General features: G+C 49.7%; 16 protein-coding genes. 9 read left to right on the top strand and 7 right to left on the bottom strand.

The annotated features are described in order from the left end of the window. Positions 1-71 precede the first annotated feature (71 nt). The 3 genes from F566_RS0130510 (at position 72) to F566_RS0130500 (ending at position 3,634) form a co-directional block, all read left to right on the top strand. Positions 72-980, top strand: a complete 909-nt coding sequence (locus F566_RS0130510; protein ID WP_020410861.1) for a LysR substrate-binding domain-containing protein — start codon at positions 72-74, stop codon at positions 978-980. A 264-nt stretch (positions 981-1,244) separates the two neighbouring features. Next, positions 1,245-2,834, top strand: a complete 1,590-nt coding sequence (locus F566_RS0130505; RefSeq protein WP_020410860.1) for a BCCT family transporter — start codon at positions 1,245-1,247, stop codon at positions 2,832-2,834. A 254-nt stretch (positions 2,835-3,088) separates the two neighbouring features. Then, the gene (locus F566_RS0130500; RefSeq protein WP_020410859.1) at positions 3,089-3,634 is read left to right on the top strand and encodes an HNH endonuclease; all 546 of its coding nucleotides are present in this window, start codon (positions 3,089-3,091) and stop codon (positions 3,632-3,634) included. A gap of 135 nt (positions 3,635-3,769) precedes the next feature. Here F566_RS0130500 and F566_RS0130495 read toward each other — a convergent pair whose 3' ends face one another. Then, positions 3,770-4,693 carry a S8/S53 family peptidase gene (locus F566_RS0130495; protein WP_033417092.1) on the bottom strand — a complete coding sequence of 308 codons (924 nt, stop codon included), beginning with the start codon at positions 4,691-4,693 and terminating at the stop codon, positions 3,770-3,772. 204 nt (positions 4,694-4,897) lie between these two features. Here F566_RS0130495 and F566_RS0130490 point away from each other — a divergent pair, with 204 nt between their 5' ends. Next, positions 4,898-5,851, top strand: coding sequence for an alpha/beta fold hydrolase (locus F566_RS0130490; protein ID WP_020410857.1), 954 nt, complete (start codon positions 4,898-4,900; stop codon positions 5,849-5,851). Positions 5,852-5,875: 24 nt separating this feature from the next. Here the strand turns inward: F566_RS0130490 and F566_RS0130485 are convergent, their stop codons facing one another. Further along, positions 5,876-6,190 carry a GIY-YIG nuclease family protein gene (locus F566_RS0130485; protein WP_020410856.1) on the bottom strand — a complete coding sequence of 105 codons (315 nt, stop codon included), beginning with the start codon at positions 6,188-6,190 and terminating at the stop codon, positions 5,876-5,878. A 129-nt stretch (positions 6,191-6,319) separates the two neighbouring features. Between F566_RS0130485 and F566_RS0130480 the strand changes: the two genes are divergently transcribed. After that, positions 6,320-7,507, top strand: a complete 1,188-nt coding sequence (locus tag F566_RS0130480) for a GNAT family N-acetyltransferase (RefSeq protein WP_020410855.1) — start codon at positions 6,320-6,322, stop codon at positions 7,505-7,507. A gap of 126 nt (positions 7,508-7,633) precedes the next feature. Here the strand turns inward: F566_RS0130480 and F566_RS0130470 are convergent, their stop codons facing one another. Then, positions 7,634-8,140: a DUF6639 family protein gene (locus F566_RS0130470; protein ID WP_020410853.1), complete on the bottom strand. Its 507-nt coding sequence runs from the start codon at positions 8,138-8,140 to the stop codon at positions 7,634-7,636. A gap of 214 nt (positions 8,141-8,354) precedes the next feature. On the opposite strand from F566_RS0130470, the gene F566_RS0130460 reads away from it, so the two are divergent. Then, entirely contained in the window at positions 8,355-9,827 is a 1,473-nt protein-coding gene (locus F566_RS0130460; protein ID WP_020410851.1) for a glutamate-cysteine ligase family protein, read from the top strand. Between the two features lie 65 nt (positions 9,828-9,892). After that, the gene (locus tag F566_RS0130455; protein WP_020410850.1) at positions 9,893-10,915 is read left to right on the top strand and encodes a M14 family metallopeptidase; all 1,023 of its coding nucleotides are present in this window, start codon (positions 9,893-9,895) and stop codon (positions 10,913-10,915) included. Here the strand turns inward: F566_RS0130455 and F566_RS0130450 are convergent. Next, the gene (locus F566_RS0130450; protein WP_020410849.1) at positions 10,890-11,792 is read right to left on the bottom strand and encodes a LysR family transcriptional regulator; all 903 of its coding nucleotides are present in this window, start codon (positions 11,790-11,792) and stop codon (positions 10,890-10,892) included. The two genes, F566_RS0130455 and F566_RS0130450, sit on opposite strands and share 26 nt — an antisense overlap. A 109-nt stretch (positions 11,793-11,901) precedes the next feature. Between F566_RS0130450 and F566_RS0130445 the strand changes: the two genes are divergently transcribed. Continuing rightward, positions 11,902-12,540 carry an NAD(P)-dependent oxidoreductase gene (locus tag F566_RS0130445; protein ID WP_020410848.1) on the top strand — a complete coding sequence of 213 codons (639 nt, stop codon included), beginning with the start codon at positions 11,902-11,904 and terminating at the stop codon, positions 12,538-12,540. 467 nt (positions 12,541-13,007) lie between these two features. Further along, positions 13,008-13,826, top strand: coding sequence for a substrate-binding periplasmic protein (locus F566_RS0130440; RefSeq protein WP_245555335.1), 819 nt, complete (start codon positions 13,008-13,010; stop codon positions 13,824-13,826). A gap of 64 nt (positions 13,827-13,890) precedes the next feature. Here F566_RS0130440 and F566_RS0130435 read toward each other — a convergent pair whose 3' ends face one another. The 3 genes from F566_RS0130435 to F566_RS0130425 all read right to left on the bottom strand — a co-directional run bounded on the left by F566_RS0130435 (position 13,891) and on the right by F566_RS0130425 (position 18,976). Further along, a complete protein-coding gene (locus F566_RS0130435; RefSeq protein ID WP_020410846.1) occupies positions 13,891-16,497 on the bottom strand; it encodes an ExeM/NucH family extracellular endonuclease in 2,607 nt (868 codons plus the stop codon). A gap of 308 nt (positions 16,498-16,805) precedes the next feature. Further along, the gene (locus F566_RS0130430) at positions 16,806-17,843 is read right to left on the bottom strand and encodes an ABC transporter substrate-binding protein (RefSeq protein ID WP_020410845.1); all 1,038 of its coding nucleotides are present in this window, start codon (positions 17,841-17,843) and stop codon (positions 16,806-16,808) included. 218 nt (positions 17,844-18,061) lie between these two features. Continuing rightward, positions 18,062-18,976, bottom strand: a complete 915-nt coding sequence (locus tag F566_RS0130425; protein WP_033417113.1) for a histone deacetylase family protein — start codon at positions 18,974-18,976, stop codon at positions 18,062-18,064. Between the last annotated feature and the right edge of the window lie 97 nt (positions 18,977-19,073).

The following is a 19,073-nucleotide window of genomic DNA, read 5'->3' as shown; positions in this document are numbered from 1 at the left end:
TTTTTACTCTGAGCTCTGTTTATCCTGAATTCCTTTAACCTTTCATACTTACTTTATTCCGGAAACTGACCATGCCAAGACGTCTGCCTCCCTTAAATGCCGTGAAAGCTTTTGAAGCAGCTGCCCGACATCTGAGTTTTACCAAAGCCGCCGACGAACTCAGCGTGACCCAAGGGGCAATCAGTAAACAGATAAAGACACTGGAGTCATTTCTAGATACCCCATTATTTGAACGCCACGCCGGAGGCATCTCCCTCACAACTGCCGGCCACCAATATCTGCCGGTGGTTGCCGGAGTTTTTGACACATTGTCCCATGCAACCCGAAACCTTAAATATCAGGTAGATGCAAGGGAACCGCTGTTGCTGAATGTCATTCCATCATTTGCCAGCATTTGGATGCTGCCAAGACTGAAGCACTTCTATGAGCGTCATCCAACGGTTCAGGTCGACATCGTCACTGGGGATGGCCAGATGAACTTTGCCAATTCCAGTGCCGATGCAGCAATACGATGTCTTCACCGGGATCACACTCCACCACAGGCAGAAAGAATATTGGGAGAGCGACTCATGATCGTCGCTGCTCCCAATCTGTTAAAGGAAAGTCCCGTCAATAAACCGGAAGATATACTACAACACCGACTGTTACCCCACAGTACTCGTCCAGGCCAATGGACTCGAGTACTGGAGGGTTTTGATGTCGACCCTGAACTGGGTAACTTTGGCGCAGGTTGGGAGCACTTTTTTATGACTCTACAGGCTGTCAAAGCAGGGCTTGGCATAGGTCTGGTGCCGGATTTTCTGGCACAGGAACAAATCAGCAGCGGAGATCTGGTGAATGTACTTGGCGTCACCATTAATAGCGATTACGACTATTATTGGTTATGCCCGGGCTATAAATCGGGGCTGCACAAGGTTCAGGTATTTCATCGCTGGCTGAAGGAAAGTCTACGTCCCTTTGCCGGTTATCCTTCGGAATAGCCCGGCTCAGGCAGTACTCAGGACCATATCGCCACGGTGTGAGAACGTCACTGTAACCTGACACAATACTTTGAATTCTACACAGTCTCCCATGATAAATTGTCATCGACACTCAATTTCCATGTTAAGTTCGTGTAGAATCAAAGCGATAGACAAGTTTTGAACTTGTTAATGGTGAAATTTTCCTCTCAGCTTTTAGTTTTAATACTAATCTTAGCTTAGGTATATATGTCGCCAGACAAACAAAAATCAACAGGAGACCCTATGAATCAATCAGACTCATCACGGCCGGTCGATCCAGACTACGATACCGACTATGAGATAGGGCAGGATAACGTCAAGATGATGGGCATGGACCTTCATAATCCTGTCTTCTTCATCAGCGCCCTTCTTATTCTTTTCTTCGTTATCGGTACTCTGTTATTTCCCGCCGAAGCCAAAGAGGCGTTGGTTGGCGCCAGAGGCTGGTCAATCAACAACTTCGACTGGCTATTCATGATCGGCGGCAATATCTTCGTTATTTTCTGTATTGCCCTGATCGTCTTGCCGGTCGGGAAAATACGTCTCGGTGGAAAGGATGCCAAACCCGAGTTTTCCACCTGGTCTTGGTTCGCCATGCTGTTTGCCGCTGGGATGGGCATTGGCTTGATGTTCTGGAGCGTGGCAGAACCCGTCGCCTATTATACTGATTGGTACGGGACGCCGCTCAATGCGGAAGCCAATACTCCGGCAGGCGCCAGAGCCGCCATGGGTGCCACCATGTACCACTGGGGCCTTCATCCCTGGGCAATCTATGGGGTTGTCGCCCTGGCGTTAGCTTTCTTTGCCTACAACAAAGACCTCCCTCTGACCATTCGCTCCGCGTTTTTCCCCTTGTTCGGCGACCGTGTATGGGGTCATCTGGGCAACGTCATTGACGTGGTTGCCGTGCTGGCCACCATCTTTGGTCTGGCCACCTCTCTAGGCCTGGGCGCCCAACAGGCCTCCAGCGGACTTCATTTCCTGTTTGACCTGCCCAATACCATCAACACTCAGGTCGCAATAATCATCGGTGTCACTGCCGTAGCCATTTTCTCCGTTGTGAGAGGACTCGACGGTGGTGTGAAAGTGCTGAGTAACATCAACATGGTACTGGCAGCTTTGCTGCTGTTATTTGTTTTACTAGCCGGCCCCACCATGGCAATCCTGTCTACAGCCGCATCAACACTGGGTTCCTATGTGGAAAACATCATCCCGCTGAGTAACTGGGTAGGACGTGAAGACCAGACCTGGTTCCATGGCTGGACTGTGTTCTACTGGGCATGGTGGATTTCCTGGTCACCTTTCGTCGGTATGTTTATCGCACGTGTATCCAAAGGCCGCACCGTTCGCGAGTTCATGACCGCCGTACTGTTGATCCCAACACTGGTGACTCTGGTCTGGATGGCAGCCTTTGGTGGCTCAGCGCTCGAGCAGGCTCAGGCAGGCGTTGGCGCCCTTAGTGAAGGAATCACTGATGTTTCATTAGCCATGTTCCAAATGTTGGAAAATCTACCTCTGACTGCACTGACGTCATTTGTCGGTATCACTCTGGTACTGGTATTCTTTGTCACCTCATCTGACTCAGGTTCTCTGGTAATCGATAGCATTACGGCAGGCGGTAAAATAGATGCACCCGTGCCACAGCGGATATTCTGGGCCACACTTGAAGGCCTGATCGCCGGGGCCTTGCTCTTCGGCGGAGGTGCTGAAGCCCTCACGGCACTTCAGGCTGGCGCGATCACAACCGGACTCCCGTTTACGCTGATTCTGATCCTGATGTGTGTAAGCCTGTATAAGGGTCTTAATTCCGAATACAAGTTACTGTACAAATAAGCGACATACAGTCCGTAACTTCCCGTTATGCCAAAGGCCAGCACTTGCTGGCCTTTTTTATGCTGTATTTCTGTGAAGGAAAGGTTGTTCCTGACTTGATGTTTGGAAAAAAACGTAGAAAAAATGTTCAACTTGTAATACAACTGTCAAAGGAACTGGTTTTTATAGTGATAGCAACTGTCATTCCAGTGCACCGGGAATCCTCTGGAATCACCCAGTCAATCCCGGACTTTTACCCTAGAGAGAGGTGACTGATGTACCCAATGGTGCTAAAGATTACACCCTCGGGTTTGCCACAGTGCTGGCTGGACGTTTACTCGGCGGTAACAGAGCTTGCCTGCGAGCGGGTTCTTTACAGCTTTGGTGATGTCTGCGCCACTTTTCATGGTGGTTATAACAACGAAGGTGTCCAATCGACCATAGACGTTCCGCAAATTCTTGTGGGTCGCCAAAACCCCAGAGAGCTACGCTCCACGCCCCCGCTGATGAACAAGTTTCTGTTTTCCCGAGACAGCTACCGGTGCATGTACTGTGGCGATCAATTCCCACAATATCTTCTCAGCCGCGACCATATCATTCCGATCAGTAAAGGCGGCCGTGATATCTGGACCAACGTCGTGACAGCCTGCAAACGCTGCAACAGCCACAAAGGCAACAAACTATTATCCGACTGCGGAATGGAGCTACTGGCTGTGCCTTACACCCCAAATCGCTATGAATATCTGTATCTGGCCAATCGCAGGATACTGGCCGATCAAATGGAGTTTCTGAAAAAAGGATTCCGCAACCTGATTACCTGATTCATCAGGTCGTCACTCAGCGTCGTCGCGAGCATTCAGCGACTGTACAGGCTACAGGGCCTGCGCTTTCTCTCCCCCTGAAATCAGCACCATTTCAATAATTTTGATATTGCCCCCTCTTTCGAAGATATTCTGTTAACGTCCTATCTGAGCGGACGAATGGCAGAAGTTCGCATTGCCGCTCAATAGTTGTTTCAATGCCTGAGGTGCGGCAAATGAAGACCCTTTCAGTAGAGGCCAAGGTCGTTCGGGATAATCCACCCGTCCCGGAGCATACCCTGTCAGGCAATTTATGGGTATCTCTGCGCAAGCATCACCGTCCAGGTCATAGCCAATAGGCATGCCTGCGCCATCTCGCACAAGTACCGGTTGATAGACAGCCCTTGCTCGCGCTGTGACAAACACATTCTCAGAAATAAAGTGCTGCAACCCTTCTTCGCTGGCCCCGACAGTCACCACGCCTGTGGCAAAAGAGTAAGTGTTCACCATCCCACTGCCACCGTTTCCCGCGATAGTGAAGACCATGATTCCGGTTTCGGCAATATCCTCCAACAAGCGAATAATCTGATAACTCAGACGCCAGGTCTCATCCTCCAGCCCCCATTGGCGTACCTGCTCTTTGTAGATAGCCGCATGATCCAGATTCAAGGGTTTTTCAAAAGCGCTGACCAAGGTGGAAGATTCCCAGGAAAGTACCAAAGCATGAAGCGGCTCCCCCCAGAAAACATGCTTACGGATTTCTTTCAACTGACGCAATATTTCCCGTTGCGGCAGCTTCCCCTGAGACATCACGTAGCGACGTACCTGTATACCCGGAGCAGAAACAAACAGACTGACGATATCTCCGTGATAAAGAGGCTCTCTGTCACTATCCTTATCCAGATCGACAAGGCCATATAACCACCGCTGTGTTTCTCTGTCCTCGGCATCTTCATAATATTCATCTCCAGGGTAAAACCTGTCGACGACTGCCACATAATAGCTGGGCTGGACACCGGTATCCGGCATCAGACAAGCAGATAATGACAGCGAGAGTCCGAGCACCAGCGACAAAGACATATCCACACCGAATATTTCAATACTGTCATATTTGAATGTAGCCTATACCGATGTTTTTTTGTGCAGCCGTCACAAAACTTTCATAAATCCCAGGAAATCAAACAACCAGAATGCACTAACCTGGTATTGAGTCGATTGTCAGATCCTGCCGGTTTTTGCTTAAATGCATTCCCATCAATCAGCAAAGGTGTACAGAGTCTCAGCATGTCAACCGTCAGGATATTCAGCGTCACACTTATTTTACTGTTCAGCCTGTTAGAGGGTTGCTCGGATGCCCGGCAAAAGCTCTACATCATTGCCATGGATTATGAGCGGGAACAGGCGGGCCTTGAGGAGAAAACCCTGAATGTGAATGGCAGGCTCACCGCCTATTACGAGAATAGAGCACCAGCCGATGCAGAGACTATTGTTCTCCTTCACGGATTTGCAGCCAACAAGGAGAACTGGCTGCGTTTCTCTCGTTATCTGACATCAAACTATCATGTGATTGCGCCGGACCTGCCCGGACATGGTGATAGCGTAAAAGACCTGAACCTGTCCTACCACATTGAAGACCAGGTAAAGTATCTGGAAGAATTTCTAAACCAGTTGGGAGTGACCCGAAGCCACCTGGTGGGTAACTCCATGGGTGGGGCAATCAGCTCGCTTTATGCCGCCAGACATCCTGAAAAGATTATTACCCTGGGGTTATTCGACCCTGCCGGGATTTATGATTATGAGAGTGAGTTCGCCAAGCTTCTGCAACAGGGACAAAACCCCCTTATCGTTGAAACAGAAGAAGACTTTACTCAATTAATGAATTTCGCCATGGAAGAGCCCCCATTCGTCCCCTGGCCGATAACTTCCGTCATTGCAGAACGTTCCATCGCCAACAGAGCAATTAATGAAAAAATCTTCCAGCAACTACTGCAGGATTTTGAAAACCTGGATTTCAAAAACGAGATCAGAGAGATCACCTCCCCCACCTTTATTCTCTGGGGAGAACAGGATCGGGTGATTGCCTGGCAGAATGCTGAGCTTTTCACCCAATTAATCGCCAACTCCCGCAAGCTGATATTGCCCGGTGTGGGACATGCACCCATGATTGAAGTGCCGGAAAAATCCGCGGAGATACTCAAAACCTTTATGGAGGCAAATGCCGCCAGCAGAGAAAGCTAGGAGCAGTTGGACAGCCATACCCCCCTATGTGACAGCTTTTTCCGAGTTCACCAACGCCAATTTTTGCTGCCGGTTGAGCTTCTTGATAGCCGCCTCCCTCCGGGAGGCGCTACTGCGATCATATCCCGACTCTGTATATAGAATCTTCAGCGGCCGTCTCCCCCGAAAGTAACGGGCACCCCGGCCCGACTCATGCTCCAGAAAACGTCTCTGAATATCGGTGGTAATACCGGTATATATTGACTGATCATCCGCCAGGATCATGTATACCCACCAGGTATGGACGAGAGCCTCGGGGCTACCCCCCTGGTGATCTTTCGGTATGTTATTCTCTGCCATAAAAATGACTTCTAATAAAATTTCAGCGGTGGTGACAAGACAATATGCCAGGATGGCCGTATCCTGAGATAACCTCTATAAAAATTCAAGCTAACTCGCGGACGACAGTCCCATCAACCTGACAGGACAATGGAATCAGTAACAGCAGATAACCTAACCGTATCCCTGTGCGATTCTCTGGACCAAGTGGACAGAGAATCCTGGAACCGGCTCAATCATTCCGGCAATCCCTTCTGTCGCTATGAGTTTCTGGCAGCCATGGAGACCTCCCGGAGCGTTACTGCCTCCACAGGCTGGCAACCCCGACATCTTTTGTTATGGGATGGTCACGCACAGTTGGTGGGCGCAATCCCCACATATCTTAAGAGCCACTCTTACGGTGAGTATGTATTCGACTGGGCTTGGGCAGATGCTTACCACCGACATGGACTGGAATACTACCCAAAACTACTGTCTGCCATCCCTTTCACTCCTTCAGTCGGGCCCCGCCTTCTGTTAGCTGACAACCTGCCCCCAGAGGATGCCTACAAAAACATTGTGGCCGCAATCCAGAAGGAGCTGGTGGATAAAGGACTTTCCGGCTGGCATCTGCTGTTCCCCGACACTCAAAGCAAAGGTCTTGAAAATGCTCATCCCCAATTACTGCGTCGGCAGGGCACACAATTTCACTGGCATAATCGGGATTACAAAAGCTTCGAGGATTTTCTAGGCCAGCTGACTTCCCGTAAGCGTAAGAATATCCGCAAGGAAAGGCGTAGAGTCAGCGAGGCAGGCGTCAGTCTGCATTGGTATGAAGGTAAAGACATCAGTGACCAGATACTGAAAGACTTCTACCCGTTTTACCAGATGACTTATTACAAGCGTGGACAGAATCCCTATCTGACTCCCCAGTTCTTTAAGCTACTGCGGGAGCAAATGCCTGAGAACATGCTGATTCTGATGGCGGAATATTCAGGCAGACCAGTCGCAGGGTCGCTGTTTTTCAAAGATGACAACACGCTATATGGTCGTTACTGGGGTTGTGTCGAAGACTTTGACCAGCTTCACTTTGAGTGCTGCTATTATCAGGGGATTGACTACGCAATTGAGCATCACCTCAGGATGTTTGATGCCGGTGCTCAGGGTGAACACAAGATACTGCGCGGTTTTGAACCAGTTCCCACCTACTCACTTCACTGGATTCAACATCCACAATTCAGACATGCCATTGCAGACTTTCTGCGCCAGGAAAAAGAGGGCGTGGAGGCATACATGGCCGACGCCAGTACCATTCTTCCCTACCGGCAAACGGATTCCGGAGAGGACAATGATCATTAGGGCGCATAAACATAAAACCACTTGTTGTTAAGCAATATCTCAACAAAGGCTTCCGGTTCCAGCATTTGCACAAAGTGCAGGTATGACTTTACTGCGAATTTAGCTGGCGACATGGCCACGTATGCTTCACTGATCGGATTCCCAGGCATTCACCCCGGATTCACCAATGATCTGCTGGCGGCGTTGTGAAGGTAAGACAGCCATTTGGGTGACATGGGCAAGATATTCCTGGGCCGCATTGGCCAGGCGGGAATGAGGACTGTTCTGGTGAAATACCGCGTGGGCAATTTCATGGGCCACCGCTCCGCGATAGTGAACAGGATCAAATTCCTGGCCATACATGGCCGGCACTGATTCCAGATGCAGGATAGCCTCCAGAGACATCAAGCTGACGATTCCCGTTTCCCGGTTATAACTGCCAAACGCGGTATAGCCATAATGTTCCAAAGACTGTTCCGTTAACTCAATCGCTATCACTTTTTTGGGCACCAGCCCATACGCGGCCAGAAATGTCAGGGCTTCAGACGCCGCACCACAGATCACCTCTTGGTGATGAATTTCATTGGCGCGAATTTCTACGGGGCTGTATGGGCAAACCCATGTGGCCCCCTTCACATGCAGGGAAAGGAGCATGATTATTGGAATCAGTCCCGCTAGGGGTCTGGGGAAATTCAGCAAGACACCACCAGTGAAGGTTTACTTCAATTCAAAAGTGAATACGTGTCATGAGATACTTCAGATGCTTATGACGAAATACTTCTCAAATCCTGCATGTTGTGCCTTAATGAAATAGCAAAGAAATATTTGTACCCGGACAACCTTTCCGCAGGCAATTACGGAGACTGGCATGGGACAGTCTATTGAAAAAACCCAGTTTACCGAGCAGGATTTTGCCAGGTTTCGGGATAGACTTGATAACGAGTTGTCTCAGTTACGAAAGCTATTGGACACTCCGGGGTTTGGGGTGGGGCAACCCAGCTTTGGAGCGGAGCTGGAACTCTATGCCATTGACCAACAGGCACATCCGGTGTGTTGCAATAAAGACATACTGGAAGAGTTTCAACACCCTCAGCTAACGCTGGAACTGAATAAATTCAATCTGGAATACAACCTGGCTCCGGTCGCCGCCGCAGGTACCCCATTTTCGACCCTTCAGACCGAAATGGAAACCATTCTGCAACGACTCACCAAAGTGGCCGAAAATCATCAGGCAACGATTCTGCCAATCGGCATTCTACCCACCCTCAAAACCGGGGATATCGGCCTGCATGCAATGACCGATGAGCCCCGCTATCATGTGCTTGCCAAAGCTCTGCGAGACAAGCGCGGCAGCGACTTTCATATTCGTATCGCCGGCATTGAAAAACTTAATCTGCACTGGAGCGATGTCACCCTGGAAGGCGCCAACACCTCTTTCCAGTTCCATTACCGTGTAGATCCGGTAGATTTTCGTGATGCCTTCAATGCTGCCCAATTGGTTACTCCTCTGGGTCTTGCACTGGCGGCCAACTCTCCGGTATTTCTGGGAAAACGCTTGTGGCACGAAACGCGGGTGGCACTGTTCAAGCAGTCCATTGATTGCCGGATGGAAGACCCTCTATCCATGCGCTTGCCCGCCAGAGTGCTGTTCGGACATGGCTGGGTGCGGGAAGATGTTCATGAGTTGTTTTCCGAATCGATCTATTTGTTTGAGCCATTATTTCCCCTTTGCGACGAAGAGCCACCGGAAACTGTCCCTCCCCAGCTTGCCGGCCTGCGCCTGCATCAGGGGAGCATCTGGAGCTGGAACAGACCCATCTACGATCCCAGCGCCGGCGGACACCTCCGCATTGAGCTGAGGTCCCTCCCTGCCGGACCAACACCGATAGACATGCTTTCCACATCCGCGATGCTGATCGGCCTGATAGAAGCTATCAAGCCATTCATCAACAGTATATTACCGGGCATCCCTTTCCGTTATGCTGAACACAACTTCTATCGTGCTGCAAAAGACGGCCTGAATGCCAAACTGTTCTGGCCGAATATCGACGCCAACAGACTGGAAGAACGACCGGTAGTGGAAATTCTGGAAGAACTGCTACCTCTTGCCGCAACCGGACTGAAAAAGCTGAAGGTCTCTGCCAAAGAAATCGACCATTATCTCAAGGTGGCAGAAAACACTCTCAGCCATCGCCAGAACGGAGCCATCTGGCAATTGGATGGCATCAGGGCACTCGAGGGAAAACTGGGTCTTGATAACGCGCTGATCAGGCTGGTGCAGATCTACCAGGACAACTATCTGCAGGGAACACCTATCAGTCACTGGCCAAAGGTGAAGTAAGAGGAGTAAATTAGATTCAGGACACAGCCACTGAACATTGAATAAACTGGAATCACTCCACAGGTATGGACCTTCAAATCATAGAGCAAGTCGATCCCAGCGTGCTGCAAGGTTCTGTCGAACAGTTCCTCGAATATCTGGGGCATCCTTCTATTATTCGCCTGCAAGGGGCGGATAGCTCACGACGCCGCATGCTATGTACGTTGTTGCATGGTAATGAGCCTTCCGGACTGCAGGCAGTGTTTCACTACCTCCAACAGAACCTGCAACCTGCCGTCGATATCGATATCGTCATAGCCTCGGTCACCACGGCTTTGACAAAACCCCGGTTTTCCCACCGTATGCTGCCCGGCATGCGGGACCTGAACCGTTGTTTTCGACCGCCATTTAACGACAATGAAGGGCGGCTAGCCAATAGTATTCTGGAATTCATCCGTGAGACTCGGCCTGAATGCCTGATTGATCTGCACAACACCTCTGGCAGTGGACCAGCCTTTGCCGTGTCCGTTTTAAGAGATGCGGATCATCTGGCTCTGACCTCTTTGTGGACCAACGATCTGATTGTGACCGATCTGCGTCTGGGTGCCCTTATGGAGCTAAGTGAGCAGAATGTGCCAACCGTGACTATTGAGTGTGGCGGAGCCACAGATCGCCCTTCACTGATGATCGCCAGAGAAGGACTGCAACGATATTTTCAAAACGAACAGGTACTGGCCAAACCTGACGAGAACTATGCGGTTACCTGCTATCGAAATCCAGTCAGGCTGGAGGTACGTCCAGGCTTCCAGGTTGCCTATACGGACGATGGTTATTGTGATGCAGATATTACCCTTAGCACCGACGCTGACCGCCTCAACTATGGCTCACTACCCCCGGATGAACCTATCGCACGACTCGGTCCGGAGGGCATGTACGCCCTACAGGCCAAGAATCACCTGGGAGAGGATGTACTGGAACAATACTTCTGTAACCGGGACCAAAAGCTCTACGCAAGGCATACCCTCAAATTGTTTATGGTCACCACCAACAAGAGTATTGCTGAACGGGATTGTCTTCTTTATTTCATTGAGGGAGGTCTGGAACAGTAGCACCTTCTTTCCAGCGTTCGGCAATAAAATCAATCAGGGCTCTGACCGCAGGCTGTTGATAACTACGGGACAAATAGACCGCCCAAATAGCTGCTCCCATCGTGGAATAGTCAGACAGGATTTGGACCAGTTTCCGCCGCTTCAAATACGGACCGGCAATATCCAGTGGCAGCAGAGCCACTCCCATTCCTTCCAGGGAGGCTTTCAATAGTACATTGGCATCATTCGCATCCAGGTTACCCGATACCGATACTTCCTGAATACTCCCCTCAATAACAAAGCTCCAGATCCGGGCATCCAGATGAGTCAGACAGTTATGTTCACTCAAATTATTTGGATGGGAGGGCGTGCCCTGTCTGGCCAGATACTCGGGGGAAGCACATACCACCGAATCTACCTGTAACAGACGTCGAGCTATCAGGTTCTCCTCCGGTTGATGTATATAGCGCAATGCCACGTCGACACGTTCATCCACCAGTTGCGCCATGCGGTCAGACAACAGTAGCTGAATTCTGACTTTCGGATGCAGACAAGCAAACGTTTTGATGACATCAAACAACAAATTCTGTCCGAGCCCGATGGGAGCCGCCACCCGGATATTTCCAACCAACTCGGTATGCAGAACCTGAGCCTGGCTTTCCAGAGCAGCCGTGGCGTTTAGAATCTGCTCACATAATGGCAACGCTTCCTGACCTGGCTGTGTCAGACTCACACGGCGGGTGGTACGATGCAGCAATCTCAATTTCAGCCAGTCTTCCACTTCGCTGACATGGCGGGAGACTTTAATTCTACTGTGGCCAAGATTGTCTGCCGCCGCAGTAAAGCTACCTGTTTTGGCAACTTCAACAAAGCTACGGATAGCGTCGATTTTATCCATATTATTTCACTTTATGATACAAACAGATTCATTTTTGACAATTTATCTCATCTAAGCGAGCCAATAAACTATCTCCAACATTGAATCAATCAAAATGTGGAGATTAGTGATGAGGATCGCAGTATTAGGTGCAACAGGCTGGATTGGTGGGACCATTGTTCAGGAAGCCATCGAGCGCGGCCATGAAGTCATCGCCCTGGTCAGGGACACTGCCAGATTGCCTGTTCATGCAAGAATCAGAGGTAAAGAAGTTAATCTGACCAACACCCCGATACTGGGAACAGAACGCCTTGATACCGATGTGGTTGTTGCCAGTATCGGTGGGCGAGCATCTGGCCAGCATGAGATCACACCAGACACCGCAAAAAAATTATTACAGGAACTTCCCGGAATTGGGGTAAAACGCCTGTTTTGGGTAGGCGGCGCAGGCAGCCTGCTGGTCGCCTCGGACACCACTCTACTGAATACGCCAGCGTTTCCCGACGCTTATAAAGAAGAGGCGCATGCTCAATCTAAAGCTCTTGAGATATTCCGAAACAGTCAAAGCCAGGTCAGTTGGACTTTTGTCAGCCCGGCCGCCGAAATATTCCCTGGCCAAAAAACCGGAAAATACCGCACTGGCAAGGACACTTTGCTGATGGATAATGAAGGTCACAGTCGGATTTCAGTCCAGGACTATGCTGCAGCAATGCTGGACAAAATCGAAGCAGATGCCCATGCCATGGAGCGAATTGGCGTAGCTTACTAATCAGGAGAGTATCGGGCAGCTATTCCAAGCTTGCCAACCCAGGCACTCTGCAAACCATTCCGGGGATAATGGAATATCCCCAGGAGCAACCAGACAGAAAACATATTGGCCATTAAACCAATGGCAACCTTCCCCCCATAGGAATATCGTCTATTATTGAAGTAAGACAACTGGTCGCAATTCTTGCAATGAGACGGCAGATAGAGTGTCGTCCCCTCTGCGCAGCCGCCGATACATGGAAGTGGATTGTTAAAAAGATTGCCGTTTAACCAGATAAGCGCCTACGGCTTATTTTTCTGACGGACTTGCTTGTACTCCACTGGCAGTTAGTGGCAGGTTAATAGACAAATGATGAAGTCAGGGAATCGTCTTAAAGAGTGTATACAGGCACCCAGAGCCGACTAATAATACTGCTCCGGCAGCGTGATTAGCTTTTTCAAGGCTCCCCAACCATGGAGGACAACACCATGTTGCGACTTCCAGCCTTCTCAGCCAAAGCCGTGCTTTTCTGCCTTTTCCTTACCTGTTCCACGATCGTTGCCGCATGCTCCAAGACAATCATTGTGAACCAGACCAACTGGCGTCCCTACATGTACATTAATGACAAGGGTGACATGGCCGGACTTGATCATGAACTGGTGAAAGCCATTCTGGAAACAGCTGGATGCGACTATGAGTTTGTTCAGATGCCCTCCAAGCGTGCGTTGCTGGAACTGGAAAACGGGCGCCTCGATATGGTCGCAGGCGCTTCCATTACACCAGAGCGGGAGAAATACGGACGTTTCACGGCCAGTTATCGCGATGAAACCATGGTGCTGTTTATCCGGCAGGACCAGGCAGGCTACTTCCCTGCCAAAACCCTGGACCAGTTGCTGAACAACTATCAACTGATCCTGGGTGCGGTGATTGGGGCCTACTACGGCGCGGAGTATAAAGCCCAGGATCAGAAACAACTCTCCCGGAAAAACCAACTGGTGTTACTGAAAGACAATCAGGCCCTGTTACCCTTATTGCTCAATTACCGGGTCGATCTGGTGGTTGGGGATAAAGTCAGCCTGAGTTTTATTGCCAACGAACTGGACATTGCGGATCAGGTTGCCATTCACGAGCATGTACTGAACAGAGATCTGGTACATTTTCTTCTCAGCAAGAAGTCCACGACTGCAGAGGATGTGGACAAGATCAATCAGGCCATCAAGGTATTTCGGGAATCGTCAGCCTATAGCCTGATTATGTCGCACTACGGCCTGAATAGTGACGATACAACAGAAGCCTCGACTGAATAACCACAGCGTCTTTTGTGCACAAAAAAGGGGCCCCTAAGGCCCCATATGTAGCACGAGGTGGGTACTACAAGAGTCTCAGGAAAGCCATCAAATCCCACACGTTGATCCGGCAGTCTCCGTTCAGATCATACTGACGATTCTCGTCCGTTACCTTTTGGAAGAGCTGTTTGAACAGCGCCAGCAGATCGTATATATCGATCTTCCCATCCCGATTGAAGTCACCTGGTGCAGCTGTCATCGGCAGGTTAAAGGACACAATGAACGGGTCGTGATCAGAGCTGCGGAACGGGCCAATATCAGTGAACGCGTAGCCGTCTTCATCACGGTAGTGGGTTAATGCCTGATCATATTGCAGTTGATAGGCTTCCGGGGCATTAATGTTCCAGTGGGTTGCATCAATGACATCTTCCAGCAGTGCCGTGTTGACCAGTATGTGATCCAGGCTGCCAATCTGGCCACTGTCATAGTACCAGTAGGAGAAACCTTCTGGGTCAAACGCTTCGGCAACATTGACGTAACCGAAAGTCTCAGTCACTTCCACCGAGGTTCCTTTGTCCGCGTCCGTGTTAACAGCGGTTTTAATCGTATATCCCCGCTCAGCTGGATCATAGTCGGTCAGAACCGCAATGGGATCTTCTGCACTGTAGGAATTCAGATCTCCCAGAATCATGACTCTTTCCGGTAAATCAGCTTCTGCCAGCGCATTTCCGAGCGTGACCGCCGCCGACACACGTAAGGCATTACAACTTCCCTGGGCAGAATCTATCTGAGAAGGAGAGTTCAGATCTTCAAAACACTTTGACCCTTTGGATTTGAGATGGTTAACCACCACAGCCACTTCCTGTCCGGTCTCAATATGCCTGAAGGACTGTAACAGCGCCGTACGCATTTTCTGCGTCTCACCATTTCCCAAATCCTGTATCGGCATCGGTATCTTGGCGGCATTACCTGTAGGTGTGACCACGCTTGAGCGATAGATCAGTCCAACCGCAATGGCATCGGAACCTACCGGAGAAGCATCAGCTGTCGCAATAAAGCTATAGGCATCGTCTTCGGACATATTGATGTTCAGAGCATCCACCAGAGACTGAATAGCACTGACATTGTCAAATCCATCATTTTCAATTTCCATCAGGCCTACAATGTCAGAATCCAGCCGAATCAAGGCCTCTACAATTCTGGCCTTCTGCAGATCAAACTCTTCCTGATTCTCGGCACCACGATTTTCCGGGTAGTCAAAGGTCACACCACCATCGGCGGTCGGCTGACCATTGAAGTAATTAAGCACATTAAAGCTGGCAATGCTCAAATTACCCGGCATCAGATCTGGTGCAGACTCACGGTCGTTAAGGACCACGATATCGTTTTGCGGATTTATTCGGTACAGCCCGTATGAAAAGTTCAGCGGGCCTGAAGCACTGACCAGATCATTGATACGAATAGGATTGGCATAGCTGAAACCAGGGTAATAACTGATCCGCTCCGGATAAGAAGACCCACTGTTATCTTCCACATAGATGACGTTACGGTTGTTTTCTTCTATGACTCGCTCATATCCTTCTGTGCCCGGTGCAAAGAGCTCTGTCGGCTGAACTTTCAGGGCATGGCTCAGACCGATTTCACCATAACGCCAGAGATTGTTGATATTCGTCACCCGCAGGTCATTGACCGACACCACCATCCCTTCATAAGGCTCCAATGTCTGTCCCTCAGACAGGGGAAAGGCAATCTGAACCTGGGTCACAGCTTCACCGGTACCGCAATCGACAACATCCTGAACCGAGGCAATTTCCGTAAGGCCGTATGATTCTGTCACGGTACCCAATACCCGAACCTTATGACCGGATTCCGCCGTGTCATTGCTTAGCACGAAAATCCCTTCAGAGGATGCAGCATTACCATCTTCATCCTTTAGTTCCTCCTGAATAAAGAAACCACCGTCTCTCTGCCCTGTCACAACCCCTTCGACAATCACCTCATCACCGACAATAGGACTGGTATTCTCAGTTCCCTGCACGACGCTGATCAATGTCGCGGTATCACCACAGATACCGGCCGACGCATCTCCATCATCACCGCCCCCGTCATCCGGATCACTGGAATAGGAACCGAGATTGTCAAAGCTGTCATTGGCAAAACCTACCCACTGGCTGGCCGGATCAAAGGTATCATAGGGATCAGTATCACCATCCGCCACAGCTGCCTGGCGGCGCAACGTGTTATTCTGGGTACTGGTATCACCCGCTCCCCATTCACTGCCGGGATCGACACCGATCTGACCAATCACATCCACTACCACACCGCCGTTCAGCAATGTGATCGCATCATCTCCATTGAAAAATCCCACGCTGCTGGTGAAGTCTGCAACATCAAGGATATCGGCCACCGCATTACTGTTGGCCACCACAAACACTTCACCATCCGGGACAACACCCGTGAGGTTTAATGTCGCACCGGGGGTACTGCTGCCATTGAAATAAAACTGAATCTCATAAGCACTCAGATCAACTTCCGCGCCAGTGTTATTGTAAAGTTCAAGCGCCTTATTATTGCTGCTGCCTTCAACATATTCAGAGAAATAGAGATCCGTCGCGGCACTGACCACCAGGGGCTGTAAAGCCAAAATTCCTGCAATGGCGGCACTCAACTTGTGTTTGCTGAGATTTATCATTTTCCAGTCCTTGTTTTTTGGTTGATCCCTGATCAGGCAAGTCTTGTTCCACCTGGTAGGGAGGGAGGTATAAAACTTGTCTTCTAAGGAGACTCTGAAAAAACACCAGCACTACCAGGGCGGCGTCACCTATGTTTTCAGATGCTCTCTAAAAAGGAGACATATCATAACGAGCATCCTCCGTGTCAGCCGAGACACCCGCCGCAAGTTTGAAAGGACAGAATTAAAATTGTATGAAAATATGATGACAGTTAGATTGGGCTTAGCAGGACCTGTTTCAGACTCGAACCACAGGGCTGGGCCTCTTTTTATTCAGGGGGCTGATTCAAATGCACTCTGGTGATATCCAGTTGCTGTAAGAGCTCAGGCATAACATAGTCCCTAAAGTCCAGGGCGTCTTTTTTATACTTCTGACCATGCGGATCCTGCTGTTTCAACCAGTAATACTCATTCTGCAGTGTCAGCAGAAATTGCTGGGTTAGAGACACGTGAAACTGATAACTTGGCCAGATAGCATCCAGAACTTTTCCATTCATACCCGTATGCTCTTCCACAATCTCTTTTACAAACTCCCCGTCCTGCAAAATAAATTGCTCCGCACGCACCAGAGAACGTAACAGGCGAACAGCCAGCTGAGGATTATTATCTATCAGATTAACCTGGCCGATAAGATTAAAGGTTACGGTATAGGGCTTCAGTTCATTCATCACAAAAGCGTTATTTCCGGATTTCTTCAGTGCCAGATAAGACCACGGCTGCCAGATAGCAATGACATCCACTTCACCTTTATAAAGCGCATCGGGCATTTGCTCCGGTTGAAGTTCCACAAAGGTATTATTTTGAGGGTCAGCACCACCGAGCAACAGAAAAATATCTGCGAAGTAGTGACTCGCCGAGCCTTTCACATACCCAATGCGTTTTGAGACCATATCTGAGGGATTCTCAATTCCCGCTCCCCTGCGTACAACAATCTGGGTATCGTCTGCCGAAGTCACAAAGGTGGATAGCACGTAAAAAGACTTCTCCAACGCCGCCTGTTGGGTAATCACCATATCAGAACACGTGGCAAAATCCGCACGGCCTTCCAGCAGTTCCTTCATGCAACGATGCCCTCCAAGGCACTCCCTGACTTCAACATTAAGACCTTCAGCCTTGAAAAATCCTTCACGTTCAGCAACGTAAAAAGGGGCAGACAATGGGGTTTTAGATACAGCAATCACAACACTCATTTCAGCACGAACAGAGACAGATAGAAGCATCAGCAAGGCAATGGTGCCAAGACTGAGCCATAGACGAGATATCTCCCGCATACCTCCGCCGGTTTTCCCGCTACCGAAACACTGCATATGCCTCTCTCCCCTTAAGAGACATATTAAAATATCGAAAAGAACTGAACGCTTTGCATGACTCCATTGATCTGTCCAGGAAATGTCTACTCTTCATTCACATTTATGGCTGGAAAGTTCCATGTATGACAGGGATTTATACGACCTCCCCGTAAAATAGTTTCCCAATCCCCAATATTCACTAAGTAAAGTCACCGGTGCGTCAATTGTAAAGCCCGCTAGAAATCATATTCTGCGAATAAACGGGCAGCCACCTGATGCACAATCCCATGGCGGGCAGCCAGTGCCTTGCGGTCACGCGAATAGCCACCTCCGATGACACAGGCCAGGGGAATACCCTGATCCAAAGCCAGACGTATAATGTATTCGTCGCGCTGTGCCATATCCCCATCAGTCAGGTTGAGATAGCCCAACACATCATCCTGGTGAACATCGGCACCGGCATCGTAGAGAATAAAGTCTGGCTGAGAAATGCTGAGAATATAGGGCAGATGGGTCTCAAGGGCTTTGAAGTAAGCCTCGCCACCGTCCCCCCGAGTCAATTCAATATCAAAATCGCTTTGCGCCTTGCGATGAGGGAAGTTCTCACGACAATGAAATGAACATGAAAAGATACTGTCGTCCTGTGCAAGAATACTGGCGGTTCCGTCACCCTGGTGAACATCACAATCGATAATCAGAACGCGCTCAGCAAGGCCCTCGGCTACCAGAATTCTGGACACTACTGCCAAGTCATTGAAGATGCAGAATCCACTGCCAAAGTCCTCATGGGCATGATGAGTCCCTCCAGCCAAATGAGCCGCCAGACCATACTTCAAAGCCAGACGTGAAGTCATCAGGGTACCGCCTACGGCAGTAAAGGTTCGCCTCATGACCCCTTCTGACCAGGGGATACCGATCCGCCTCATGGCTTTGTCAGATAACCTGTTGTTTTTGAACTCCCGGACATAATCAGGACAATGCGCCATGATAATCTCATATTCCGTTGCAGGCTCAGGGACAAACTGATTCTTCGATGTCAGTAGCGCACGGTCCTTCAGGAAATCTGCCAGCAATCCAAACTTTTCCATGGGAAACCGGTGATCTTGAGAAAACTCAGGGCTGTAGCAAGAATGGTATACCAGCGGAATCATGGCCTTGAAAGCCCCTTCGCCTTCCCCCATTTAAAAAAATAATCGGCATTGCTTAAGACACGCCATGCAATACCGCCATTCTGGGAAGTCATGGGGA

The organism is Hahella ganghwensis DSM 17046 (genome assembly GCF_000376785.1).
Classification (GTDB): domain Bacteria; phylum Pseudomonadota; class Gammaproteobacteria; order Pseudomonadales; family Oleiphilaceae; genus Hahella; species Hahella ganghwensis.
Note: the sequence above shows the minus strand (reverse complement) of the source record. Positions and strands in the feature narration are given on the sequence as shown.

What these genes read in the sequence shown, in the direction of transcription:
- F566_RS0130510 (WP_020410861.1), top strand. Translation starts at nt 72, where the DNA reads ATGCCAAGACGTCTGCCTCCCTTAAATGCCGTGAAAGCTTTTGAAGCA.
- F566_RS0130505 (WP_020410860.1), top strand. Translation starts at nt 1,245, where the DNA reads ATGAATCAATCAGACTCATCACGGCCGGTCGATCCAGACTACGATACC.
- F566_RS0130500 (WP_020410859.1), top strand. Translation starts at nt 3,089, where the DNA reads ATGTACCCAATGGTGCTAAAGATTACACCCTCGGGTTTGCCACAGTGC.
- F566_RS0130495 (WP_033417092.1), bottom strand. Translation starts at nt 4,693, where the DNA reads ATGTCTTTGTCGCTGGTGCTCGGACTCTCGCTGTCATTATCTGCTTGT.
- F566_RS0130490 (WP_020410857.1), top strand. Translation starts at nt 4,898, where the DNA reads ATGTCAACCGTCAGGATATTCAGCGTCACACTTATTTTACTGTTCAGC.
- F566_RS0130485 (WP_020410856.1), bottom strand. Translation starts at nt 6,190, where the DNA reads ATGGCAGAGAATAACATACCGAAAGATCACCAGGGGGGTAGCCCCGAG.
- F566_RS0130480 (WP_020410855.1), top strand. Translation starts at nt 6,320, where the DNA reads ATGGAATCAGTAACAGCAGATAACCTAACCGTATCCCTGTGCGATTCT.
- F566_RS0130470 (WP_020410853.1), bottom strand. Translation starts at nt 8,140, where the DNA reads ATGCTCCTTTCCCTGCATGTGAAGGGGGCCACATGGGTTTGCCCATAC.
- F566_RS0130460 (WP_020410851.1), top strand. Translation starts at nt 8,355, where the DNA reads ATGGGACAGTCTATTGAAAAAACCCAGTTTACCGAGCAGGATTTTGCC.
- F566_RS0130455 (WP_020410850.1), top strand. Translation starts at nt 9,893, where the DNA reads ATGGACCTTCAAATCATAGAGCAAGTCGATCCCAGCGTGCTGCAAGGT.
- F566_RS0130450 (WP_020410849.1), bottom strand. Translation starts at nt 11,792, where the DNA reads ATGGATAAAATCGACGCTATCCGTAGCTTTGTTGAAGTTGCCAAAACA.
- F566_RS0130445 (WP_020410848.1), top strand. Translation starts at nt 11,902, where the DNA reads ATGAGGATCGCAGTATTAGGTGCAACAGGCTGGATTGGTGGGACCATT.
- F566_RS0130440 (WP_245555335.1), top strand. Translation starts at nt 13,008, where the DNA reads ATGTTGCGACTTCCAGCCTTCTCAGCCAAAGCCGTGCTTTTCTGCCTT.
- F566_RS0130435 (WP_020410846.1), bottom strand. Translation starts at nt 16,497, where the DNA reads ATGATAAATCTCAGCAAACACAAGTTGAGTGCCGCCATTGCAGGAATT.
- F566_RS0130430 (WP_020410845.1), bottom strand. Translation starts at nt 17,843, where the DNA reads ATGCAGTGTTTCGGTAGCGGGAAAACCGGCGGAGGTATGCGGGAGATA.
- F566_RS0130425 (WP_033417113.1), bottom strand. Translation starts at nt 18,976, where the DNA reads ATGATTCCGCTGGTATACCATTCTTGCTACAGCCCTGAGTTTTCTCAA.